The sequence below is a fragment of the Bradyrhizobium sp. CCH5-F6 genome, from assembly GCF_001556045.1.
In the GTDB taxonomy this organism is placed as follows: domain Bacteria; phylum Pseudomonadota; class Alphaproteobacteria; order Rhizobiales; family Xanthobacteraceae; genus Bradyrhizobium.
Genome location: NZ_LSIC01000012.1, coordinates 102,094 through 125,670, shown reverse-complemented (window position 1 = coordinate 125,670; position 23,577 = coordinate 102,094). Strand labels below are relative to the sequence as shown.

At 64.8% G+C, this 23,577-nt stretch carries 23 protein-coding genes and 1 pseudogene; 10 read left to right on the top strand and 14 right to left on the bottom strand.

The window, feature by feature from the left end; translation table 11 throughout:
- Positions 1-24 precede the first annotated feature (24 nt).
- The 9 genes from scpA to AX729_RS01410 form a co-directional block, all read right to left on the bottom strand.
- Complete coding sequence (scpA, locus tag AX729_RS01450) at positions 25-2,181, bottom strand: methylmalonyl-CoA mutase (RefSeq protein ID WP_061020118.1); 2,157 nt, start codon at positions 2,179-2,181, stop codon at positions 25-27.
- Positions 2,182-2,246: 65 nt separating this feature from the next.
- Positions 2,247-2,603: a hypothetical protein gene (locus AX729_RS01445; RefSeq protein ID WP_156456648.1), complete on the bottom strand. Its 357-nt coding sequence runs from the start codon at positions 2,601-2,603 to the stop codon at positions 2,247-2,249.
- Positions 2,604-2,610: 7 nt separating this feature from the next.
- Positions 2,611-3,075 (bottom strand): GFA family protein, encoded by a 465-nt coding sequence (locus tag AX729_RS01440; RefSeq protein ID WP_061020116.1) that lies wholly within the window; start codon positions 3,073-3,075, stop codon positions 2,611-2,613.
- A complete protein-coding gene (locus tag AX729_RS01435) occupies positions 3,072-4,943 on the bottom strand; it encodes a methylmalonyl-CoA mutase subunit beta (protein ID WP_061020115.1) in 1,872 nt (623 codons plus the stop codon). Before AX729_RS01435 ends, AX729_RS01440 begins: the two co-directional genes overlap by 4 nt.
- A gap of 81 nt (positions 4,944-5,024) precedes the next feature.
- On the bottom strand, positions 5,025-5,516 hold the full coding sequence (folK, locus tag AX729_RS01430; RefSeq protein ID WP_061020114.1) for a 2-amino-4-hydroxy-6-hydroxymethyldihydropteridine diphosphokinase: 492 nt from the start codon (positions 5,514-5,516) through the stop codon (positions 5,025-5,027).
- 1 nt (position 5,517) lies between these two features.
- Positions 5,518-5,886 (bottom strand): dihydroneopterin aldolase, encoded by a 369-nt coding sequence (gene folB / locus AX729_RS01425; protein WP_061020113.1) that lies wholly within the window; start codon positions 5,884-5,886, stop codon positions 5,518-5,520.
- Entirely contained in the window at positions 5,883-6,743 is an 861-nt protein-coding gene (gene folP / locus AX729_RS01420) for a dihydropteroate synthase (RefSeq protein ID WP_061020112.1), read from the bottom strand. The genes folB and folP overlap by 4 nt, the downstream gene beginning before the upstream one ends.
- Before the next feature lie 179 nt (positions 6,744-6,922).
- The gene (locus AX729_RS01415; protein ID WP_061020111.1) at positions 6,923-7,330 is read right to left on the bottom strand and encodes a DUF4332 domain-containing protein; all 408 of its coding nucleotides are present in this window, start codon (positions 7,328-7,330) and stop codon (positions 6,923-6,925) included.
- A 24-nt stretch (positions 7,331-7,354) separates the two neighbouring features.
- A complete protein-coding gene (locus tag AX729_RS01410) occupies positions 7,355-7,720 on the bottom strand; it encodes a hypothetical protein (protein WP_061020110.1) in 366 nt (121 codons plus the stop codon).
- Between the two features lie 355 nt (positions 7,721-8,075).
- Here AX729_RS01410 and AX729_RS01405 point away from each other — a divergent pair, with 355 nt between their 5' ends.
- The 4 genes from AX729_RS01405 (at position 8,076) to AX729_RS01390 (ending at position 13,255) form a co-directional block, all read left to right on the top strand.
- Entirely contained in the window at positions 8,076-9,698 is a 1,623-nt protein-coding gene (locus AX729_RS01405; RefSeq protein WP_061020109.1) for a helicase HerA-like domain-containing protein, read from the top strand.
- A 145-nt stretch (positions 9,699-9,843) separates the two neighbouring features.
- The gene (locus AX729_RS01400) at positions 9,844-11,172 is read left to right on the top strand and encodes a glycosyltransferase family 87 protein (RefSeq protein WP_061020287.1); all 1,329 of its coding nucleotides are present in this window, start codon (positions 9,844-9,846) and stop codon (positions 11,170-11,172) included.
- 24 nt (positions 11,173-11,196) lie between these two features.
- A complete protein-coding gene (locus AX729_RS01395) occupies positions 11,197-12,591 on the top strand; it encodes a M20/M25/M40 family metallo-hydrolase (RefSeq protein WP_061020108.1) in 1,395 nt (464 codons plus the stop codon).
- A 79-nt stretch (positions 12,592-12,670) separates the two neighbouring features.
- On the top strand, positions 12,671-13,255 hold the full coding sequence (locus AX729_RS01390; protein ID WP_061020107.1) for a DUF1349 domain-containing protein: 585 nt from the start codon (positions 12,671-12,673) through the stop codon (positions 13,253-13,255).
- Positions 13,256-13,369: 114 nt separating this feature from the next.
- Here AX729_RS01390 and AX729_RS01385 read toward each other — a convergent pair whose 3' ends face one another.
- Entirely contained in the window at positions 13,370-14,149 is a 780-nt protein-coding gene (locus AX729_RS01385; protein WP_061020106.1) for a class II aldolase/adducin family protein, read from the bottom strand.
- 197 nt (positions 14,150-14,346) lie between these two features.
- Entirely contained in the window at positions 14,347-15,996 is a 1,650-nt protein-coding gene (locus tag AX729_RS01380) for a glycosyltransferase family 39 protein (protein WP_061020105.1), read from the bottom strand.
- Between the two features lie 313 nt (positions 15,997-16,309).
- Here AX729_RS01380 and AX729_RS01375 point away from each other — a divergent pair.
- Together AX729_RS01375 and AX729_RS01370 are read left to right on the top strand one after the other, a co-directional pair.
- A pseudogene (locus AX729_RS01375) lies at positions 16,310-17,154 on the top strand (DUF308 domain-containing protein).
- A gap of 148 nt (positions 17,155-17,302) precedes the next feature.
- Positions 17,303-17,719, top strand: a complete 417-nt coding sequence (locus tag AX729_RS01370; protein ID WP_061020104.1) for a Ros/MucR family transcriptional regulator — start codon at positions 17,303-17,305, stop codon at positions 17,717-17,719.
- A 5-nt stretch (positions 17,720-17,724) separates the two neighbouring features.
- On the opposite strand, the gene AX729_RS01365 is transcribed toward AX729_RS01370, so the two are convergent.
- Both AX729_RS01365 and AX729_RS01360 read right to left on the bottom strand, forming a co-directional pair.
- Positions 17,725-18,153 carry a SufE family protein gene (locus AX729_RS01365; protein WP_061020103.1) on the bottom strand — a complete coding sequence of 143 codons (429 nt, stop codon included), beginning with the start codon at positions 18,151-18,153 and terminating at the stop codon, positions 17,725-17,727.
- A gap of 112 nt (positions 18,154-18,265) precedes the next feature.
- Positions 18,266-18,709: a DUF5330 domain-containing protein gene (locus tag AX729_RS01360; protein ID WP_061020102.1), complete on the bottom strand. Its 444-nt coding sequence runs from the start codon at positions 18,707-18,709 to the stop codon at positions 18,266-18,268.
- Between the two features lie 411 nt (positions 18,710-19,120).
- Here AX729_RS01360 and AX729_RS01355 point away from each other — a divergent pair, with 411 nt between their 5' ends.
- The 4 genes from AX729_RS01355 (at position 19,121) to AX729_RS01340 (ending at position 22,435) form a co-directional block, all read left to right on the top strand.
- Entirely contained in the window at positions 19,121-20,974 is a 1,854-nt protein-coding gene (locus AX729_RS01355) for a PAS domain-containing sensor histidine kinase (protein WP_061020101.1), read from the top strand.
- Positions 20,967-21,668, top strand: a complete 702-nt coding sequence (locus tag AX729_RS01350) for a peptidoglycan-binding domain-containing protein (protein WP_061020100.1) — start codon at positions 20,967-20,969, stop codon at positions 21,666-21,668. The genes AX729_RS01355 and AX729_RS01350 overlap by 8 nt, the downstream gene beginning before the upstream one ends.
- 156 nt (positions 21,669-21,824) lie before the next feature.
- A complete protein-coding gene (locus tag AX729_RS01345; protein WP_061020099.1) occupies positions 21,825-22,037 on the top strand; it encodes a hypothetical protein in 213 nt (70 codons plus the stop codon).
- Positions 22,038-22,090: 53 nt separating this feature from the next.
- The gene (locus tag AX729_RS01340) at positions 22,091-22,435 is read left to right on the top strand and encodes a DUF1491 family protein (protein WP_061020098.1); all 345 of its coding nucleotides are present in this window, start codon (positions 22,091-22,093) and stop codon (positions 22,433-22,435) included.
- 75 nt (positions 22,436-22,510) lie between these two features.
- On the opposite strand, the gene AX729_RS01335 is transcribed toward AX729_RS01340, so the two are convergent.
- The gene (locus AX729_RS01335) at positions 22,511-23,485 is read right to left on the bottom strand and encodes a DUF2336 domain-containing protein (RefSeq protein WP_061020097.1); all 975 of its coding nucleotides are present in this window, start codon (positions 23,483-23,485) and stop codon (positions 22,511-22,513) included.
- Positions 23,486-23,577 lie beyond the last annotated feature (92 nt).

The following is a 23,577-nucleotide window of genomic DNA, read 5'->3' as shown; positions in this document are numbered from 1 at the left end:
CGGTTACCCCGGCCATTCTATCATCTACTCCGCCGCCTCGCTATGCCCGAGCCGGGCGTTCAGCTTGCGGATCAGCTCCTCGGCCGCCTCCGCGATCACCGTGCCCGGCGGGAAGATCGCTTCCGCACCGGCGGCATAGAGCGCATCGTAATCCTGCGGCGGCACCACGCCGCCGACGATGATCATGATGTCGTCGCGGCCCTGCTTCTTGAGCGCGGCCTTCAGTTCGGGCACGGCGGTGAGATGGGCGGCTGCGAGGGAGGAGACGCCGAGGATGTGCACGTCATTCTCGACCGCCTGCCGCGCGGCTTCGTCGGCGGTCGCGAACAGCGGGCCGATGTCGACGTCGAAGCCGATATCGGCGAAGGCGGAAGCGATCACCTTCTGGCCGCGGTCGTGGCCGTCCTGGCCGATCTTGGCGACCAGGATGCGCGGGCGGCGGCCTTCCGCCTCCTCGAACGCGTCGATCAGCGCCTGAACCTTCTCGACCTGGTTGCCCATGCTGGACGCCTCCCGCTTGTAGACGCCGGTGATGGATTTGATTTCGGCGCGGTGGCGGCCGAACACTTTCTCCAATGCGTCAGAGATTTCGCCAACGGTTGCCTTCGCGCGTGCCGCGTCGATGGCGAGCGCGAGCAGGTTGCCGTTGCCTTCGCCGGCCGAGCGCGTCAGCGCGGCGAGCGCGGCGTCGACGTCCTTTTGGTTTCGCTCGGATTTCAGCCGCTTCAGCTTGTCGATCTGGAGCCGGCGAACATTGGTGTTGTCGACCTTCAGGATCTCGATCGGGACCTCGTCGGTCGGCTTGTACTTGTTGACGCCGATCACGGCCTGCCTGCCGGCGTCGATCCGAGCCTGCGTCTTGGCCGAGGCCTCCTCGATGCGCAGTTTCGGAACCCCGGCCTCGATCGCCTTCGCCATGCCGCCGAGCTCCTCGACCTCCTGGATGTGGCTCCACGCCTTCGCCGCGAGGTCGCGCGTCAGCCGCTCGACGTAATAGGAGCCGCCCCAGGGATCGATGATGCGGGTGGTGCCGCTCTCCTGCTGGAGGAAGAGCTGGGTGTTGCGGGCGATGCGCGCCGAGAAGTCGGTCGGCAGCGCCAGCGCTTCGTCGAGCGCGTTGGTGTGCAGCGACTGGGTGTGGCCTTGGGTGGCCGCCATTGCCTCCACCGTCGTGCGCATCACGTTGTTGAAGACGTCCTGCGCCGTCAACGACCAGCCCGAGGTCTGGCTGTGCGTGCGCAGCGACAGCGAGCGCGGATCTTTCGGGTTGAACGGCTTGAGCAGCTTCGCCCAGAGCAGGCGCGCAGCCCGCAGCTTGGCGACCTCCATGAAGAAGTTCATGCCGATCGCCCAGAAGAACGACAGCCGCGGCGCAAAGCGGTCGACGTCGAGCCCGGCGGCAAGACCGGCGCGAAGATATTCGACGCCGTCGGCGAGCGTATAGGCGAGCTCAAGGTCCTGCGTCGCGCCGGCCTCCTGCATGTGATAGCCGGAGATGGAGATCGAATTGTACTTCGGCATCCTCGTGGAGGTGTAGGCGAAGATGTCGGAGATGATCCGCATCGATGGCGCAGGCGGATAGATGTAGGTGTTGCGCACCATGAACTCTTTCAGAATGTCGTTCTGAATGGTGCCGGAGAGCTTTTCGGGCGGCACGCCCTGTTCCTCCGCGGCCGCGACGTAGAGCGCGAGGATCGGCAGCACGGCGCCGTTCATGGTCATGGACACGCTCATCTGGTCGAGCGGAATGCCCGCAAACAGCGTGCGCATGTCGTAGATGGAATCGATGGCCACACCGGCCATGCCGACGTCGCCGCCGACCCGCGGATGATCGCTGTCATAGCCGCGGTGGGTGGCAAGATCGAAGGCGACCGACAGACCTTTTTGTCCCGCCGCCAGATTGCGCCGGTAGAACGCGTTGGAATCCTCCGCCGTGGAGAAGCCGGCATATTGCCTGACCGTCCAGGGCTGGTTGACATACATGGTCGGGTAGGGGCCGCGCAGATAGGGCGCGATGCCCGGATAGGTCTCGAGGAAATCGAGCCCGGCGAGATCCGCCTCGCCATAAGCGGGCTTCACCAGAATGCCCTCGGGCGTCAGCCATGGCTCGGCGCTGCCGACCGGTGCGGCGGTGGCGATGCGCTCGAAGGCGACATCGGCGAAATTGGGAATGCGGGTCATTCCTTGGGTCCCTCAAACCTGCGGTTTCGTTTTATCATGTCTGCCGTCGCTCGCCATGGTCCTGCTCACGTCGCCGCCACGGCTTTTCGGGCTGCGATCCGGCGCTTCATCTCGTCGCGCACGTCCTTGAACTCGCATTCTCTGAGAAAGGCCTCTAGGGACGAGGGCGTAACTAGGTTGCCATTGCCCAAAGCACTCAAGAGTCCGATGAGCAAGGCTTGGATCCGATAGAAGATGCGGGCATGAAGCAGCCCGCGGCCGAACAGCCCCGTCCCCAGGCGGTAGGCCAGCTTGTTCTGTTGGATAAACGCCAGCGACCGAATGTACGCTTCCTTCTCGGCAACCAGCGTCTCATAGCGTGCCGCGATCTCGGTATCATCGAGTTTGGCAAGGTCGCCGCGCAGATTGATGCCGAACCGCATGGACGCCTCAATCATGATCCGGATGCTGATGGCTGACGATGGTCGCCATCTTCTCCGGTCCGTAATTCTGTTGCGTGGTCTGGCTCGGCAGGTTGGAGATGCCGACCACCCAGCCGAGGCGGGACTCGGTGCCGAACTGCCGCGTCGGCACGACGCGGTCGGGGCGGTCGAAGGTGCCGGTCATGATCTCGATCCGGTCGCCGTCGATGCGACCAAAGCTCAGCGGCGTGCCGCAGGCTGCGCAAAAGCCGCGTTCGGCGATGGTGGAAGAGCGGAAGAACGACGGCTGTCCCCTGGTCCAGGTAAAATCCGTTCTGTTGATGTCGGCCAAAGAGGCGAAAGGCGCACCGCTTGCTTTCTGGCACATCCGGCAGTGGCAGATCGAGACCCTGGTCGGCGCTGTCGTGACTGCAAAGCGCACGGCCCCGCATTGGCAGCCGCCAGTGAGAACGGGTTTGCCGGGTTCGGTCATGCCTGCTCCATCCGTCGATAGGCGTCTTGCAGCGTCGCAAGCGCATCGCCTCCGGCGAAGATGAAACCGGTGACGCCGGCCGCGCGCAGGGCCGCCTCGGCATCGGTCGGGCGCCCTGCCAGATAGATATGTCGGGCGCCTGCGGTTTGCAGGGCCTGCGCCGCGGCCTCGGCATGTTCCGCATAGACCTTGTCACTGGAACAAAGACAGGCGAGCTCTGCGCCGGAGTCCCTGAAAGCGGCGCCGAGCTTGACGGGATCGGCAAAGCCCTCGCTGTCGACGGCCTGGATGCCGCCGGCCTCGAAGAAGCTCTTGGCAAAGGTCGCGCGCGCCGTGAAATCGGCGGGCGTGCCGAGATTGGCCAGAAACACCTTTGGACGGGCGCCGCGCGCCTTCAACACGGCATCGGATTTGTCGCGCAACGCCTCGAACGGTTGCGCCAGCCGGATCGGCGCCAGTGCCTCGAATCTGTACTTCTGCTCGCCGTAAGGCGCGAGCGCGACCGGTGTCGCCTTCAGCACCGCGGTCTCGCTCTCATGCAGGTTCGGAAACTCGCTGGCGCCGGTCAACACGTCGCGGCGTTTTGCGATGTTGGCCTCCCGCGCCTTTCGCGCGGCCGCCACCTTGCTCTGGAACAGGCCCTGCTGAAGCGCCGCGAAGGCACCACCCGCTTTCTCGCTTTCCTGGAACAGCGCCCAGGCGGCGTCGCAAAGCTGCGCCGTCAGAGTCTCGATGCCGCCTGCGCCGGCCGCGGGATCGCTGACCTTGGCGAGGTTGCTTTCTTCCAGCAAGAGAAGCTGCGTGTTGCGCGCCACGCGCCGCGCGAACGGATCGGGCAGGCCGAGCGCCAGCGTGTGCGGCAGCACGGTGATCGCATTCGCGCCGGCGAGCCCGGCGGCGAATGTCGCGATGGTCGCACGCAGCATGTTCACGTAAGGGTCGCGCTGCGTCAGCATGCGCCAGGCGGTATCGGCGGCAATGAACAGCGGTCTTGGCGTGAGCCCGCAGGCCTGCTCGATGCGCGCCCACAGCAGCCGCAGCGCGCGGAATTTGGCCATGGTGAGGAACTGGTCGGCATCGGCGGCGAGCCGCGCATAGACCATGCCCTGCGCCTGCTCGAGCGGAATGCCGGCGCCTTCGATCGCACGCAGATAAGCGACGCCGCAGGCGAGCACGAAGGCGAGCTCCTGCACTTCCGAGCCACCGGCGTCATGGATCACGCGCCCGTCGGCGGAGGCGAACGGTCCCTTGAAGCCGAGCGCAGCGAGACCCTGGATGGCGCCGCCAATGGCGGGAACGATCTCGTTCCAATCATAGGGGCTGTAGCCCCACATTGCGCAGGCCGCGAGCGGATCTACTCCGAAGCGGATGTCGCAGGCGGCGGGATCGAGGCCCTTGCTCTTCACAAATTCCGCGACATGGATCGCGGCCATCCGCGACTGCGGACCGATCTGGAGCTCGAGGCCGATCCCGGCATCGAGATGGATGTCCTTCAGGACTTTCGCAACCGCATCGGCCGACGGTTCCAGCCCGAAGCCGTAAGCTCCGTTGCCGTCGGCGAACACCAGCGCGAGCCCGGTCGCGCCATTCTCCAGATCCTGCAAAGCCTGTGCATTCGCGGCCGCCGCATCGGGATGGTCGATCCGCTGCACGATCTGCCACGGCGCAGCCGGCGGCCGTCCAGCCACGGGCGCAACGCCCCTGGCGCGCGGATAGAGCGGATCGATCTTGATGCCGTCATAGGTCTTGCCGACCAGCTTCTCGAACGGCGCGCCCTTCAGCACGCCGTCGACCAGCTTGCGCCAGTCCTCGACGGTGGCCTTGGGAAAATCCGCCGCCAGCGGCAGGTCGTCAGTCACGGAGGTCATGCGGCGAGAGGCTCCCAAACATCTTCTTGTTCGCTGGCGAAATTGCCACGGCAGGCCGTCCCTGCAAACGGTTGTTTTTGGTTAACCGGTATCCGGAAGCCGCTCAATGCCTTGCGTCGAGACGCTGGCGAGCCCGTCACGCACACGAATGCCTGAGATCACGCGGTCCGGCGCGATTTCGGCCAGCGGCACCAGAACGAAGGCGCGCTCGAACAGGTGCGGATGCGGCAGCGTCAGGTCGGGCTTCTGCAGGCTGACGTCGTCATAGGCGATCATGTCGAGATCGAGCGTGCGTGGCCCCCAGCGCCTCGCCTTGTCCCTGATACGGCCGAATTTCTGCTCGACCTTCTGCAGCACGAACAAGAGCGCGTGCGGATCGAGACCGGTCTCGATCTCGATGCAGGCGTTGATGAAGGGATCCTGGTCCTCGTCGCCCCAGGGCGGGGTGGCATAGTCCGAGGAGCGCGCGATCAGGGCGCCTTGCGCCATGCCGCAGATATGGGCGATCGCCTTGCCGAACGTCGCGCGGACATCGCCGACATTGCCGCCCAGCGCGATCAGCACGCTCGCCATGCTAGGGGTGCCGCGAGCGCGTCAGCATGACACCGACATCGTCGAAGATCGCGGCGATGGGCGCATGCGGCTTGTGCACCGTGATCTTCACGGCGCGGATGCGCGGGAAATTCGACAGGATGGCGTCGGCCACCGCGCCGGCAGCGCGCTCCAGCAGCTTGTAGTTGGTGTTCTTGAACGCCGCCGTCGTCGTCGCCACGACATCGGCGTAGGACACCGTGTCCGCGAGCCGGTCGCTGCGCGAGGGCTCCGAGAGGTCGGTATAGAGTTCGAGATCGATGACGAAACGCTGGCCCACCTCGGTTTCGTGATCCATCACGCCGTGGCGGGCATGGATCGACAGGCCGGTAACGAAGATCGTATCGGTCATTGCTTGCTCTCGATTGCGTGCGCCACGCGCAGGGCTTGCAGGGTTTCGCCGACGTCATGGGTCCGGATGATCTTCGCGCCGCGCTGCGCGGCGATCAGATGGGCCGCGATCGAGCCGCCGAGCCGCTCCGATGGTTCGGACGGCGACACCGAGGCGATGAAGCGCTTGCGCGAGGCGCCGACCAGGATCGGCAGGCCGAACATCTCGAATTCGCGTAAGCGCGCCAGCGCGGTCATGCTCTGCTCGGCCGTCTTGCCGAAGCCGATGCCGGGATCCAGCACGATTTTGTCGCGTGCGATGCCAGCCTGTGCGGCGATATCGAGCGAGCGCAGGAAGAACGTCTTCATGTCCGTGATGATGTCGATGGCGGGATCGGCGTCGTCGCGGTTGTGCATGACGATGACTGGGACGCCTCTTGCGGCGATCAGCGGCGCCATGCCGGCGTCGCGTTGCAGGCCCCAGACGTCGTTGGCGATCGCAGCGCCCTGGTCGAGCGCGAAGGCCACCACCTCCGCCTTCATGCTGTCGATTGAGACGGGCGCGCCGAGCGCCACCACGTCGGCCAGCACCGGCTTCAGCCGGGCGAGCTCGTCCGCCGCCGTGACGGGCCGGGCGCCCTTGTAGGGGCGGGTGGATTCGGCACCGATGTCGATGATGTCGACGCCATCGGCGATCATCGCCCGCGCCCGTTCCATCGCCCTTGCGGGCGCGATGAACTCGCCGCCGTCGGAGAAGGAATCCGGGGTGATGTTGAGCACGCCCATCACCGCCGGGATCGGCCGTTCCAGCAACGTCCGCAGCGCATCAAGCCCGGCCGAGCCGGCCGATGCGACGGAGGGGGAAGGCGAGGCGTTCATGCGCGTGGCTTTAGCGGTCGGGGAGGGGGAGTCAAGACCAACACCCTCGCTGTCATTGCCCGCGAAGGCGGGCAATCCAGTATTCCGAGGCCGTGCGGTGATACGGAGGAGACCCGGCGTACTGGATACCCCGCCTTGGCGGGGTATGACACCGAAAGCTAACGCGGCAGGGAGAGGCCCTAATACGTGATCTTCGGCGGCAGCTTCTTGGCCTTGGCGATGATGTCGCCGACCGACTTCTCGGAAGGCAAGATGCGGACGAGCTTCTTCTTCTCGTTGGCCTCGCGCATGCTCTGGGCGAGCCTTGCCGGATTTCGATAGGCGAGCTCGCGCACCGTGGTGACGCCGGCGGCGCGAACGAGGCCGACCTTGGCCCGGCCCATGCCGGGGATGCGCATGTAGTCCGAGACATTGGCCCATTCCAGCAGCAGCTGCTCGCTGATGCCGGTCTTGGCCGACAGAGCCTTGCGGCCTTTCACGGTCGACGCGGCCTCGAGCAGCGCGTCGGTGGTGCGGATTCCTTGCGCCTTCAGCTTGTTGGCGGCAAAGGCCGAGAGGCCCTCAATCTCGGAGATCGGATATGTCATGATGCTCGATGTGAATGCGTGGCTTCAGGCGAACTGGCTGAGGCCCGGCGTCCCCGCGATGATCTTGCCCATCTGATCCGCTCCGATCTTGTCCCGCCCGTAGCGGAAAAGTTCACGGGCAACTTTTTGAATGTCGGACATGCCAAGTCCCAGACCCATCAGGCGCGTGCCCACGGCCATCAGACCGCCGCCCATCAGCCGTGACAGGCCGCCGCCGCTCCTGGACGCGTCGATCGCAGCTTCTGCTCCGGGAATCTGATCGATCAGGGCCTGCACGCTATCGGAGGGGCCCTCGCTGCGGAGGAAGCCCAGGATAATGCCGACGGTCTTTTCAGCCACAGCACTATCTATGCCGGCGTTTGTCGCCAGCCGTCCGATCAACTCGTCCATAAGACCCGCCCCTCAGCCGGTTCACATGCCGGAGTATTGCTTTCGAAAATGATCTTGGGCCGGTGTGACGTGAAATTCAAGCGATGAACGCACGCGCTGCGCGAAATCATATGCGAACGCGCGAAAGGTGTTGCAGCCGTGCAAGAGCCGAGAACGAATCGGCGAAAAATTGCCGCGTTGCGAACACTTCGCTCCGACTTTGGGCTGACCTCGTCCGTTTGTGTCCGACAATGTCGCATGCCTGGGCGCGTTGAACGGTTTTATTCGGTGCGCGACATGCGTTAAACTACGGAACTGGTGCATTTGAGTTTCAATACGCGAAACTCGGCAGAGAGATCAGAGATCAGAGAGAATAATGACCGCACAAGACAGCAAGCTCGGCGATACCGACGACAAGATCTTCGTCGGCAAGGGAAACGAGCAGGCATGGCTGACGCTGGCGCTCGCCAATCGCCACGGCCTCGTCACGGGTGCAACCGGAACCGGCAAGACCGTGTCGCTGCAAGTGCTGGCGGAAGGATTTGCGCGCGCCGGTGTTCCCGTATTCGCGGCCGACATCAAGGGCGACCTGTCTGGGATCTCGGAAGTCGGCGAGGCCAAGGACTTCATCCTCAAGCGCGCGGGCGAGATAGGCCTCAAATTTCAGCCGGACCAGTTCTCGACCGTGTTCTGGGACGTGTTCGGCGAGCAGGGCCACCCCGTGCGCGCCACCGTCACCGAAATGGGGCCGTTGCTGTTGGCACGGATGCTCGACCTGAACGACGTGCAGGAAGGCGTTCTCAATGTCGCATTCCGTGTTGCCGACGAGAATGGTCTGCCATTGTTGGATATGAAGGATCTGCGGTCGCTGTTGGATGCGATCGTTCCCGCCAGCGGCAAGAAGGCAGCGGATGCCGAGGAAGATCCATTTGCCGAGATCCGCAAGGCCGCGCAGAGCTTCGGCAATGTCAGCAAGGCGACGGTTGGAACCATTCAACGCCAGCTCCTGGTGCTGGAAAACCAGGGCGGAACGAAATTCTTCGGTGAGCCGGCACTGGAGCTGAAGGATTTCATGAAGACCGATAGCGACGGTCGCGGCATCGTCAACATTCTGGTTGCTGACAAGCTGATGGAGAGCCCCAGGCTCTACGCTACCTTCCTGTTGTGGTTGCTGTCGGAGTTGTTTGAGGAACTGCCTGAAGCCGGCGATCTGCCGAAGCCAAAACTGGTGTTCTTTTTCGACGAGGCGCATTTGCTGTTCAACGATGCGCCGAAGGCACTGATGGACAAGATCGAGCAGGTGGTTCGTCTGATCCGTTCCAAGGGCGTCGGCGTCTATTTCGTCACGCAGAATCCGATCGACGTGCCGGACAAGGTGTTGGCCCAGTTGGGCGGTCGTGTGCAGCATGCTCTGCGCGCCTTCACGCCGCGCGACCAGAAGGCGGTCGCCGCTGCGGCGCAGACCTTCCGGCCCAACCCGAAGCTCGACACGGCCAAGGTGATCATGGAGCTCGGCAAGGGCGAGGCGCTGGTGTCCTTCCTCGAGGGCAACGGCACGCCTTCGATGGTGGAGCGGGTGATGATCCGGCCGCCATCGGCCAGGATCGGACCGATCACGCCGGACGAGCGCAAGGCGATCATGGCTGCAAGCCCGATGAAGGGCAAATATGACACCGCCGTCGATTCCGAGTCCGCCTACGAGATGCTTCAGAAGCGCATCGCCGCCACGGCGGCCACGGCGGAAGGTCCAGCTGGCGGAAGCGGCGGCGGCATCCTGGGTCAGATCGGCTCGATCGTTGGCACCATCTTCGGCACCAACGTCAAGCGAGGGCGTCTCTCGACTGGCCAGGTCATTGCGCGGGACGTGACGCGATCGGTCACCAACCAGGTGATCGGCGGGTTGGCCGCGAACGTCGGAAAGTCGGTCGGCGGCCAGCTCGGCGGCTCGATCGGCCGCACGCTGGTCCGCGGCGCGCTCGGCGGATTGCTGCGGCGGTAGGCGGAACGCCGGGCGGGAAGGCGATCCCTCCACCGCCCGTCGGCTTCACCCAAGCTGGGGGCGAACATCACACAATCAGGTGAGGGGACTCTCCAAGTCTCCGCCCGTCTGCTACGTCCTGCTGGTCGCCGCACAGGATCGCACCGTGACTTCGCCCGCTCCGTTAGCCAAGCCTGACGCGCCCAGACGCTTGTCGCTGCGTGCGCCGCTGGATCTGCTTTTTCTGCTCTGCTGCGTCCTCCTGACGGCCGACGTGCTCGTCCCCGAGATTTTCGGCCGCGGCAAGACCAAGGACTACCTGCTCTGGTACTGGGCCGGACAGCAGGTCTTGCAGGGTTGGCCGCTCTATCCCGCCACGGCCAAGGAGTATTTCGACTTCATCTATCCGCCGTTGCCGGCGATCCTGTTGGCGATCCCGGCCTGGTTCGGCAAGATTCCGCTCTATGTCATCCTGTCGATTCTGAATGCTGTGGCGTGGTGGTACACCGGGACGCTCTCCCAAGTCATGGCCGGCTCGGGCCGCAAGCCAGGCCCCTGGCTGGAAGCGCTGCCGGTCCTGGTCACCGTCGCCTTCGTGTTCGACATGTTCGATCTCGGCCAGCCGAATCTCGTCCTGCTCGCGATGATGCTCTATGGCTTCTGGAGCTTGCGGCATCAGCGGGCGTGGCTCGCCGGCTTCTTGTTCGCGCTTGCCACCGCCATCAAGGTGTTTCCGATCGCAGTGCTCCCCTATCTGCTCTGGCGGCGGAAGTGGGGCGCCCTCGTCAGCACGATCGCCTTCACCGGCATCCTGCTCTATGTCGTGCCGGCGCCGATCCGCGGCTTCGAGCGCAACGCGGCCGAGCTTGCGGTCTGGTATCAGGGCATGGTCGGGACGAGCTCGGAAGAGGGCTTTGGCCAGCGCGCGGAGCAGAACTGGTCATGGGTCAACCAGTCCCTCATTGCCGTCACGCACCGTCTGGTCCGTCCGGTCAACTACAACCAGGACGATCGCAACAAGCCGCCGCGGACGATGAACGTCATCGACGTCGATTACAGGACGGCGAACTGGATCGTGCTGGCGCTGTCGGCACTGCTCGGGCTCGGCTTCGTCGCGATCATGCCGCGGGAGGCGCAGCGGACGGAGCGCTCGGACGCCGAGGAGCTCGGCATCCTGTTCTGCCTGATGACGGTGGCCTCGCCTTTAGCCCGGCAATACTACTTCATGTGGCTGTTCTTCCCGATCACGGTGCTGATGCATCGCGCCGCCTTCGACGCGCGGGCGCATGTGCGCCTGGGAACCTGGCTCGCTTTGGGCGCCGCCGGCATCCTCCTGCTGCTGTCGCTGCCGTGGTTTCCCCACGTCATCCAGGCCTGGGGCAACAACCTCGCCGCGACCGCCGTCCTCGCAGGGTGCCTCGCCTGGCACATCCGGCATCCGCCGGTTGCGGCTGGCCCCCAGGCTGCGCCGGCGCTAAAACCCGGGACCTCTTGAGACCCAACAATCAGGATCACGACCATGGCCAATGCGCAGCTCCAATCCGTGCTCGACCACATCGACAAGGATTTCGACAACAGCCTGCAGCGTCTGTTCTCGTTGTTGCGGATCAAGTCGATCTCGGCCGATCCCGCCTTTGCAGATGACTGCAAGGCCGCTGCCGAACATCTCGCCAAGGACATCGCCAGCCTCGGTGTCGCCACCGAGGTGAGGCCGACCGCGGGCCATCCCGCCGTCGTCGGCAAGACCGCAGCAGGCGGGCGGCCGCACGTGCTGTTCTACGGCCATTACGACGTGCAGCCGGTCGACCCGCTCGATCTCTGGCACCGTCCGCCGTTCGAGCCCGTCGTCACGGATCATGCCGATGGCCGCAAGATCATCGTCGCGCGCGGCGCCGAGGACGACAAGGGACAGGTGATGACGTTCGTCGAGGCCTGCCGCGCCTGGAAGAAGGTGACGGGCTCGCTGCCGGTCGACGTCACCTTCCTGATCGAAGGCGAGGAAGAGGTCGGCTCGAAGAACTTCGTGCCCTTCATCGAGGCCAACAAGGACGAGTTCAAGGCCGACTACGTGCTGGTCTGCGATACCGGCATGTGGGACCCCAACACACCGGCGATCACGACCTCGCTGCGCGGGCTGCTCTACGAGGAGCTGAAGATCACCGCCGCCAACCGCGATTTGCATTCCGGCGTGTTCGGCGGCAGTGCGATGAACCCGATCCGGGTGCTCACGAAAATCCTCGGCGGCCTGTTCGACGACGACAACCGCATCACCATCCCCGGCTTCTATGACGGTGTGAAAGACACGCCCCCTGACATCATGGCGCAGTGGAGGAAGCTCGAATTCACGCCGGACACGTTCCTCAAGCCGGTCGGCTTGTCGCTTCCTGCAGGCGAGAAGGGCAGGCTCCTGGTCGAGCAGGCCTCCACGCGTCCGACCTGCGACGTCAACGGCATCTGGGGCGGCTATATCGGCGAAGGCTCCAAGACCGTGATCCCGTCGCATGCATCGGCGAAGGTGTCGTTCCGTCTCGTGCAGGGCCAGGACCCCGCGAGAATCCGCAAGGCTTTCCGCGACTACGTATCGGCGCGCATTCCCGGCGACTGCAAGGTCGAGTTTGGCGATCATTCCGCGGCGCCGGCCGTCGCACTCGACTGGAACATGAAGCCGCTCGCCGCCGCTCGCACGGCACTAACGGAAGAATGGGGCAAGGAGACCGTGCTGATCGGCTCGGGCGCCTCGATCCCCATCGTCGCCGACTTCAAGCGCACGCTCGGCCTGGACTCGCTGCTCGTCGGCTTCGGCCTCGATGACGACAACATCCACTCGCCGAACGAGAAATACGACCTGCGCAGCTTTCAGAAGGGCATCCGCTCCTGGGCTCGCATCCTCGCGGCGCTGGCGGAGGTGAAGTAGGGGCTTGCAAGCTGAGAGCTTTGCAAAATGCCAGCTTCGACAAAGTCCGGCCGCCACCAACGTTCAATCGAGGTTTGAAATGATTCTCGGCAGAGCCGATGGTTTGTGGCTGAACGAACCGAAGAGATGGGCCGCGGAAGGCGACAGCCTTGAAATCGTTACCGACAAGGCCAGCGATTTCTGGCGCGAGACGCATTATGGCTTCAATCGCGACAGCGGGCATTTCCTTGGTTTTCCGACTGGCGAGGCTTTCACCGCCGAACTACACGTCCAGAGCGACTTTCGGCAGCTCTACGATCAAGCGGGCATCATGGTTCGCATCGACGAGCGGCATTGGGTCAAGGCCGGGATTGAGTTCTCGGACGGACAGGCCATGCTTGGGAGCGTGTTGACGGACGAGCGTTCCGACTGGACGACTGCACCGTATCAAAACGATGCCAGCGACTTTTGGGTACGCGCAACCGTCGACAAGGGTGTGCTTCGGTTGCAGATTTCGGCTGACGGCAACCTTTGGCCGCTGATGCGGCTGGCTCCATTCCCAATGGCAAGCTCCTATCTTGTCGGGCCGATGGCCTGCACGCCCGAGCGGGATGGGCTGAAGGTCCTGTTCACAAGCTTTCGTCTGTCGCCGCCGCTTGGTAGGCCTTTGCACGACCTGAGCTGAGGGAGCCGCCAGCGCGTTGCATTCAAACAAAAACGCCGCCCGGAATTGGGCGGCGTTTCATTCCAAGACGTGCAGAGGGTGTTGAGAGCTACCCTACACGAAATCCCCCGAAGCTCAAGACCGGTAGCCCGGCAGCTCGCGGTCGAGCTTGCGCAGCAGCGGCGGCCACACGAGGTTCGTCGCGCGCAGCTCGGCGCGGTCGCGGTTCGACAGCAGCTCCGTGTTCTTGTCGATCGCGGTGTCGTCGACCGGATAGACCGGCGTGCCCAGCGCGCGCGTGCGCACCTGCATCGAGCAGGCGCGCTCGAGGTGATACATGCGCTCGAATGCGGACGCGACCGAGCGGCCGACCGTGAGCGTGCCGTGATTGCGCAGCAGCATGTGGTTGTGATCGCCGAGGTCCTTCTGGAGCCGCGGCCGCTCTTCATGGTCGAGGGCGATGCCTTCATAGTCGTGATAGGCGAGGTCGTGGGTGACGAGCTGGGCGGTCTGGTTCAGCGGCAGCAGGCCTTCCGCGCTGCTCGACACCGCAGTGCCGTCGAGCGTGTGGAGATGCAGCACGCAGATGGCGTCCTCGCGCACCTCGTGGATCGCCGAATGGATGGTGAAGCCGGCTGGGTTGATGCTGTATTCGCTCTCGGAGAGCTGGTTGCCGTGCAGGTCGACCTTGACGAGGCTCGAGGCCGTGATTTCCTCGAACATCAGTCCGTAAGGGTTGATGAGGAAGTGATGGTCGGGACCGGGCACGCGCGCGGAGATGTGAGTGTCGACCAGATCGTCCCAGCCATACAGCGCCACCAGGCGATAGCAGGCGGCGAGATTGACCCGTTGCTGCCACTCCGCCTCCGTCATGTTCGACGGCACTTCCCTCAGGCGCGCTTCCGCTGGCGACATGGCTGATCTCTCCGAACATCGTTGTTGCGAGGCGCGAACCTAGTCCTGCTGCGGGCTGCCAGCAAGGCGGTCAAAGGCGCGGCAGTTCAGCGTCGCCCGCATGAGCGGACGCGATATGCGGGGTGCCCGGATGTCGCTGGCGCTCATCCAGGCGACGGCTGCGTTTTTCTTGTGCAGCCCCGAGACCAGGGAATAAACTACGGCGCCGGGATCGACAGCAGGCTGGAGATGCTGCGGCCGCGGATGTCGTAGACGCGGGCGAACACCACGTCGTCGCGCTTGATCTCGACCATGACGGGCGCGGTGAGACCCTTGCAGTAGAACTCGCCGAGCGTCATCGCAAAATCGGCCGCGTTGGAATCCCAGCCGATGGTGAAGTCGGGGCCGAGCGCGACCTGCGCGGGCCGCTGCGGACCGCAGACGGCGACCTTCCATTTGCGATTGGTGGGCGGCACTTCCTGGCGCTCGACCAGTTGCTCGCGCAATTCGTCCGAGGCCTGTTTCAAGGCGAGGCCCCAATAGTCCAGCATGAAACGGTTGTCGGCGCCGCGCACGGTGCCGGCGATGTGGTTGAAGTGCGTGTACTGATAGGGGTGCAGCCGGATCATCTCGGCGAGCGAGACCGCCAGGCCGAAGCAGAAGGCCGCGAGCACGACCGGCTGCCATGTCCGGTGATTGGCGCGCAGGCGCTCCATCGTCCAGGCGAAGGCGACGCCGCCGAGCACCGCCATCGGCGGGATCACGAAGACGAAATGGCGGATGCCGTTGTACAGCGCCGGCCGCTTCACCATGGCGATCACGAGCGGCAGGGTTGCGGCAAGCGTCAGCATCAGGAGGATCGTCTTGCGGCGCGCCGGAACCTTGTGGCGCGGCAGCATCGCGAAGGTGCCGATCACGGCGCCGGCCATCAAAACCAGCATCACCTCGGGCAGCTGCAGTGCGAACAGCGTCGGCAGATAGGACCAGGGCATGTCGGGCACGGATACGATCGCGCCGTCGAACATCTCCTTCCACGGCTTCTCGAAGAAGTGCGAGAAATAGGTCAGCGCCTCGAAGGGATTGCCGGGCTCCATGATCGACCACGGCCAGATCAGGCCCATGATGAGGTAGCCGAGCACGAGGCCGGGCAGCAGCACATAGACGACATGGGCGAAGCGGCGGACCGACTCGCGCAGGCCTTCGGTGCGCAGTTCTTCCAGGAACAGCGGCATGAAGCCGAGTACGGCGTAGACCAAGGCGAGCCCGCCGAGAACGCGGCAGCCCAGCGAAAGGCCGGCGCCCAGGCCGACAATGAGGATCGTGCGCGGCGACGGCTGCGGATATTCCTCGGCGAGCCGGACGAGGCCGAGCATCAGGATGATCATGGCCACCGCGAAGGGCGCATCCTTCGGGTTCATGAACATGTGGCCGTAGAAGATCGGGCACAGCGCGAGCAGCAGGAGCGATGCAAGACCCGCAAGAGGGCCGCCGATGCGGCGGCCGAGCCGCCAGGTCACGGCGAGGCCGATCACGCCGACGACGGCGCCGAGCAGGCGGCGCGTCTCGAACAGCTCGAGCGGAATGACTTTGTGGAGCAGGGCCGCGACCATGTCGAAGCCGCCGCCATACATGTAGAGATTGGCGAACGAGAGCGCGGCGGTGTCCTTGAAACCGGAACCGAACATGCGGAGCAGCAGGTCGGCGTATTCTGCGTGGGTGTAATCGTCCCAGCCGAGCCCGTAATCGCGGAAGGTGAGGCCTGCGATCACGGCGACCGCGGCAAGCACCAGCATGGCGAGATCGTCGCAAGTCCGCTCGACCGAGCGCCGCAAGGGCGTGTCGATCGCCGAAGTCGTGATGGATGTCATGGCTATCGGTGCCCCGGAATCCCCTCTTGACCCTGCTCGTGCGCGCGGGCCTGCTCCCGGGACTCCGTATAGCGCAGTTCCATTACCAAGTAATTGGGCATTATGGCTAAATTCCTGATGCGGCGCAGCAATTCCCGTTACTCGAGGCCAGTCTCAGCAGTAGCGAGCCGGAGCTGAAGGGAATGTGAATAAGTCTCTGATTTCCCTCCCTTTAGGAACACCGCCTGCAATTGGTCGTTGGCGTGGAACACCGTATGACGATATCGTGGTGCAGCGGTTGTCGCGTGTGGATGCGCGGCCGGGGGTGAGTTCGATGAATTTGGCTTTCCTGATCGTGGGGATTTGCGCCTTCCTGGCGGGGTTCCTTGCGATCATTTTCGGCCTGACGATCAGGGAGTTCAGCCTCGGTGGTACTCTCATAATCTCGGGCACCATCGGCGTCTGCTCCGGAATGTTACTGGTGGGCCTGCATCTGGTGCTGCTCGAGCTCAAGGGCATCGCGCGCCGGCTGGCCGGTGTGGTCGCGCCGTCCGAGGTTCGGGTCAGGCCCGTGCTGCCGGGCCTCGCCGTGCCTGGAGAGGTCGAAGCGAACAGCAGGTTGCGCCGGCGCCGCCGTCACCGCCGTCCGCAAGTCCGCCGCCGTGGCAGAGCGAAGCTGCTGCGCGCGAGCGTCCGCGCGTCGAGGCAGTGCAGGAGCCGGAAGCTCCCACGCCGTCCCCCGCTCAGGAAACGTCGCGCCGGCGCAACCTGCTGTTCGCTTCGACCTCGCGCAAGGAGCGCGAGCGCGCGGACGCGAAGACGACCGAAGGTGCACCGCCGCAACCGCCTGCGGAGCCCAGCCAGGCCGCGAACACTCCGCCTGCGAGCTTTGATGCTGCCTGGCCGAAGCCGGACCGCGTGCGGCCGCCGGAGCCGCCGGCCGCTTCTCGCCGTCCGCCACGCTCTCCGTCGGAATTTGCGGAGGCCGCCCCACCGCCTGCACCTGAACCGCCGCCACCCGTGGAGCCGCCGCAGGTGACCGTGCTCAAATCCGGCGTCGTCGACGGCATGGCTTATTCGCTCTATTCCGACGGCTCGATCGAGGCGCAGATGCCGGAAGGCATGATGCGCTTTGCCTCGATCGACGAACTCCGCGCCCATCTCGACCAGCGCGGTTGAGGCCGCCGTGCTCTAAGTAAAGCGGCGCGGTTCAGCAGTAATCGGCGTATCCTCGCCAGTCGTCCGGTTTCCCTCGAATGTATTGTTGACACGGAATACTTTGCCGTCGTCAATCCCGTCGGATGCAGGCTTGAGAAAGGACGGGCGCATGTCGGATGCGGGTGCAAAGAATTTCGTCGAGCTGACGGCGAGCATCGTGTCGGCCTATCTCAGCAACAATCCGACGCCGGCGGCCGAGATTCCGAACCTGATCAGCCAGGTGCATGGCGCCTTGGTGCGGGTCTCGTCGGGCCGGACCGAGACGGCACCGCTGGAGCCGGCGAAGCCGGCAGTGTCGCTGAAGAAGTCGATCGCGCCGGACTATCTGATCTGCCTGGAAGACGGCAGGCGCTTCAAGTCGCTCAAGCGCCATCTGCGCACGAAGTACAACATGACGCCGGAGCAGTACCGCGAGAAATGGGGCTTGCCGGCCGACTATCCCATGGTCGCGCCGAACTACGCGGTGGCGCGCTCGCAATTGGCGAAGCAGATGGGGCTGGGACAGCAGCAGCGGAAGCGGAAGTAAGCCTCTTATGAGGCTGCCGCCAGCGCTTCCTTCGCGTCGGTCTTGATGCGCTCGACCATCGAGCGCAGGCCGTTCGAGCGCTGCGGCGTCAGATGATCGCGAAAGCCGAACTCGTTGAACACCGCGATTGCGTCGGTGTCGAGGATCTGCTGCGGCGTGCGGCCCGAATAGAGCGCGAGCACGATCGCGACCAGCCCGCGCACGATATGCGCGTCGCTGTCGCCGCGATATTTCAGGATCGGTTCGCCGCCGCTGCGGTCGACCAGCTTCTGGAGCCAGACCTGGCTGACGCAGCCTTGCACCTTGTTCGCGGCGGAGTGCTCGGCCTCCGGCATCGGTTCCAGGGTACGGCCGAGTTCGATGACGTACCGGTAGCGGTCGTCCCACTCGTCCAGAAGCTCGAAATTGTCCCTGATTTCGTCGATCGTGGTCATGCTGGCCCGTGTTCCCGTTCGGGCCAATATAGGGACGCGAGAGCGTGAAATCGATAGGGAATAGGCTTTTGGCTCGTGTGGAGCCGGTCGCCCCTTTCAGCGCGCAGCGTGTCTAATTTGCAGGCTGCGGTCCGCGCCATTCCAGCGCGAGGTCGTCCTGGGTCAGCGTGTCGCGCGGCGCCTCGCTCGAGGCAACGTCGCCTTCGCCGGCCATCGCGATCGAGCCGGTATGGTCGGGCGCCTTCTTGTGATCGTTCTTGTTGCCGTCGTTCTTCTCGTTGGTGATCTGCTCTTTCTTGTCGTTGATGATCTGGTAGAGCTTCTTTGCACCGTCCTGGGCGCGCTGGCCGATGATGGACGCGGCCTGTCCGCCGACCTCGCAGGCGGTCGGCTGGCGCTTGCAGAACTGGGTCATGTCGGAGACGGCCGCAGTCGCAGCCTGCACCGCATCGGCAGCGCCGATCTGCGGCAGCTTCTCCGATTCGGGCGTCTTGTCCCGCGGCAGGAGCACCAGCACCAGCCCGAGCCAGAATGTGATGCGAAGCAGAAAGCGCATCTTGCGACCTGTACGTTCGATCCCGTCCGCGGCGATCTCCGCGGATGGGCGGACCTAGCAACTCTCGATAAATCGCAAGTGATTGCCTTGAGCTTAATTCGCGGAAAATTTACGCAGAATTCTTCGGGATCGTCGTTTCCGTAAATATTCGATTGACGTCGCGGCCTTGATTCTGCCGGGCTGCCTCGCATCCACCAATTCGAAACCATGCGGACGAAGGTGAAACCCTGTGTTCACCATCTGCAGCGAAGACGTCGTCAAATCGTCTAAAAAGCCCCGCGATGCCCCGGCGTCCGGCCGCACGCGGCGTCGCCTTAGCACTCGTTTAAGGTCGCTCTGACACGGTGGCTCAACGATAAGGAGGCGTTCCGGCGCGTCTTCAAAAGACGATCGAGCCGAAGCGCGAGACCCGTGACAGTTTTGAGTATCATCCGCGATTGTCTCGATGCACTGCTGCATCCCTCCGCGCGCTACGATGCGCTGATGCGAGCGCGCCATCGTGCCTTCATGGCGCCGCGGCTGCTCGGCAGCCTGGCCGCCTTTGCCGCATTTCCGGTCTATCTCGCCATGCGCGGCGCGCCGAGCGCGATCGAGGTCGCGGCCTTCGCGTGGCTGATCGCGCCGATCATGTTGTCCTGGTTCCTGTCGCGCACCGGCCGCTATGAGGGCGCGCATGTGCTGTCGTCGCTGGCGCTCGCCGGGCTGATCATGGCGGTGGCGGTCACGACGGGCGGCATCGAATCATTCGCCGCGGTCTGGCTGGTCGTAGTTCCCCTCGAAGCTGCTCTGTCGGCCTCGCGCCGGGTCGCGGCTTTCGCCTCGCTGCTCGCGCTGTCCTGCGCAGGGATGCTGATCCTGTTCAGCCAGCTCGGTTGGCTCCCGGTGGAGGAGCCGGGCGCGGCCGAGCGCGGCGTGCTGATGGCCTTCGGCATCGCGTCCGCGACTCTCTATGCCGGAGGCCTCGCCTTCGGCGCGGAATCGCTCGCGCGCACCAGCGTCGCGCTGTTGTCGCGCGAGGAGGAACGCTATCGCCTGCTGGCGCGCAACATGAGCGACGTCATCTCGCGGCATCGGCGCAATGGCGCGGTGCAGTTCATCTCGCCTGCGGTGGAAGCCATGCTCGGCATGCAGGTGGCGCAACTGCTCGGCCATGGCCTGTTCGACCGCGTCCATGTCGCCGATCGGCCGGCCTATCTCACGGCACTCTCCGAGGCCGCGCGCGGCGACGTGCGCAGCGTCGAGTTCCGGCTGCGGCGGGAGCCCGCCGGTTCCGAACGAGGTGAGGTCGATTTCATCTGGGTCGAGATGCGCTGCCGCCCGCTCGACCAGGACAGTGCTCGCGACGTCACGCAGGAGGTCGAAGTCGTCGCCGTGATGCGCGACGTCACCGACCGCAAGCTGTCGGAGCAGGCGCTGGATCAGGCCCGCAGCGCCGCCGAGGCGGCCGATGCCGCCAAGACCCGCTTCCTCGCCACCATGAGCCACGAGTTGCGCACGCCGCTCAACGCCATCATCGGCTTCTCCGAGATGATCGCGCAGGAGCAGACCTTGATGCTGGGTGCTGCCCAGCGCAAGGAATACGCCGAGCTCATCAACGATTCCGGCCAGCATCTGCTGTCGGTCGTCAACGGCATTCTGGACATGTCGAAGATGGAATCGGGCAATTTCGAGATTGCCTCCGAGCCGTTCGCGCCGCGCGCATCGCTGCTCCATTGCTGCAATCTGCTGGCGCTGAAGGCGCGGGAGAACGGCATCGACCTGATCACCGACGCGCCGCAGGACCTGCCCGTCATGACCGGTGATCCCAGGGCGTTCAAGCAGATCGTGCTCAACCTCGTCGCCAATGCGATCAAGTTCACCGAGCGCGGCGGCCAAGTCAACGTATCGGCCGCTGTGTCGGGTTCGCAGCTGATGCTGCGCGTCAGCGACACCGGCGTCGGCATCGCACCCGACGACCTCAAACGCATCGGCGCGCCGTTCTTTCAGGCCGGCAAGACCTATCAGCGCCGTCACGAGGGCACTGGTCTCGGACTTTCGATCGTGAAGAGCCTCGTATCGTTGCATCTCGGCGAATTGACGGTACAAAGCAGGTTAGGAGAGGGCACCGCCGTCACCGTCAAGCTGCCGCTCGTCTACACGCCGCCGCAAGTCAGGCCGGCCGAGAGCAAGATCGCGACGCTGACGCCGGCGCTGCGCCAGGACCTTCACGACCAAGCTCACGACCAAGCTCAGGACCAACCCGCTCTGGTGAAGAAAAGTGCCTAAGAAGCCTGCCAAGGACGAAGCCGCTCCGCGCCGCCGTGGCGCCAAGGCCGCGGTCATCGATGTCGAGACCGAGCGCAACATCGTGTTGCGCGTGCTGTTGCACAGCCCCAAGGATACGCTGGCCGGCCTGGTCGCCGTTGCCGCGATCGGTGCGATCGTTGCCAATGCGCTGTTCCTCCAGACTGGCCGGCATCCCGCGCCGATGTTCGGCACGGTGATCAACCTTCCCGCGCCGTCGGCGGTGCCGCTGTCGAACCCGTTGCCGCGTCCGCGCCCCGTCGGTGCCGATACCTCGCCGCTCGAGCCGCGCGCGACGGAGTTCCGCGTTGAACCCAAACCTGCCGAGCGTGCCGCCGAGAAGGCGCCCGAGAAGCCCGTCGAGGCGACCGCCTCGACGCGCTCGAACGATCCGATGACCAGTCTGGTCAAGGCGACGGCCTCGACGCCGCCCTCGGCTCTGCGTCCGCCGGCGCCGATTCCGGTGCAGAGCCCGGCCGCGCGACGCATCGCCGGCGTGCAGCGTGCGCTGTCCGAATATGGCTACGGCAATCTGAAGATCACGGGCACCATGAGCGGCGAGACCCAGGCCGCGATCCAGAAATTCGAACGCGAGCACAAGATGCAGGTCACGGGCCAGGTGTCCGACCGGCTGCTGCGCGAACTCGCGGCCGCAATCGGCCATCCCGTCGAATAGCCGTTACCGCCTGTCATTGACGCCGATCAACTCCGCATGTCGCGCGCCGCACATCAGGTCGGCGTCTGCGGGCGCGCGATTTGCTGGGGATCAATGACGGCTGGCGGCTTCGGGGAACATGATCGTTCATCCTCATCGAGGAAGAGAGAGGTCGTCATGTTCAAGGTTTCGATTCTGGTCTGGATCATGTTGGGAACCACGTTGGCTGGAATCAGTCTGATCGTGGTGCTGATGGTGCCGAGCCTTGCGGCGGATGCCATCAAGAACATTCCCTACGCCGTAGCAGTGGGATTCGCGCTGGCGATGCCGCTGTCATATTTCGTCGCGACCCAGATTCGCGGTGGTCGGGACAGCACGCGCAAGGCGTGAGACGCACGAGCCGAGGCTGGCGTGAGAGCTCGCGCTGGCCTATCGTCGGATTCATGCGTTTGAAATCCAACATTTGGGTGGCGGCTTATTTGCGTCGCTGCCAGACCGAGGGCGTGTTCGGCGCGGTGCGACGCCGCGGCGCCGAGGAGGCCGGCGCGGTGTTCGTCAAGGTGTCGCTGCTCGACGGCCATGCGATGCTGTATGCGCCGGCGCCGCAGACCGTCTATGACGACGGTCGACCGATCGATCGTTTCTTTGTGCCGGTGGCGCCGCAGCCCCTGCCGGAGCACGCCATCGAGGAACGGCTGACCAGGGAAATCCGCTTCGATCCTGACGCCTGGATCGTCGAGACCGAGGACCGCGCGGGCCGGCATTTTCTCGATCTGGCGAAGGCCTGACTTCTGCACAGTCGTGTCCCGGCTCTGCAGCGCACAGCGAAGAGGCGCTGCGCTGCGTCCGGGGCACGAGAGCCGTCAGCGATCCGACGAACCAGTGCCTTTCCGCACCGCAGGTGCAGTGCCCGGCTGCGCACCCGGCCGTGTCTGGCTTGCGCCGGCACGCGCGCGCTGGCGCTCGCCGTCATGCAACGAGGACTGATATTTGGCGCGGGTGACGGCCAGCGCCGAGCCGCGCCAGGCTGCCAGCATCACCAGCGCCGAGCGATCGCTGAGGCGATCGTAGAGCCGCGACAGCCGGTACACGGCGTTGACGGAGGTGCCGATCTCCGGCTTGAAGAACAACAGGATGCGCTGGAAGACCGGGCTCGGCATGTCGAGCGCACGGGCGGCGACCGCGAGCGCCTCGCCGCCGGCATCGTCGGCGATCTGGGCCGCGACGCGCGAGGGCAAGATCAGGCTGTCGCCGAGCTCGAAGGTGAAGTTCTCGATGTCGCCCGCGATCGCGGCCATCTCCAGGATCTGGATCGCGCGCCTGGCCCGCACGGTCGGAATCCGCGGCGCGGCCTTCAGCGGCGTCTGCGCCAGATTGTGCAGGATCAGCGCGCGCTCGGAGGCGCCGGCGCGGAAGAACATGTCGTGGATCTCGGCCGCTTCCTTCGGCTGCATCGCCAGGTTGGCGGCCATGCGCTGCTCGGCTTCGGTCGGCGCGCGCACCGGGGCGGGCGCGGGTGGCGGAACAGGAATCTCCCGCGCCAATGGAACCCTGCGGCCTTCCTGTGTCGCGACCAGCCCGAGCTTCTGCAGGACCGGTACGGGCGTCTTCGGATAGATCGCGAGCCGCGCCTTGACTGCCGCGCGCGTCGCATCGTCGACCTGGTCGATCAGCCGCGTGGCGAGCTCGATGAATTGTCGCTGCTCGTCCTCGCTATGGGTGCTCGTCTGGACATACAGGTCGGTCAGCACGCGCAGCAGCGTCGGACGGACATCGACGCCTTCGCGACGGGAGAGGGACATCAACCCGTCGAATCCGGGGAACAGCGACTTGGTCATTGAGATACGCGACCTGGAAAAGAGACTCGCCGTGAGCCTATCGCAGGCTCCTTTAAAGGCTCGTTAAGGAAAACGAGGCGTGAAACGGGAGG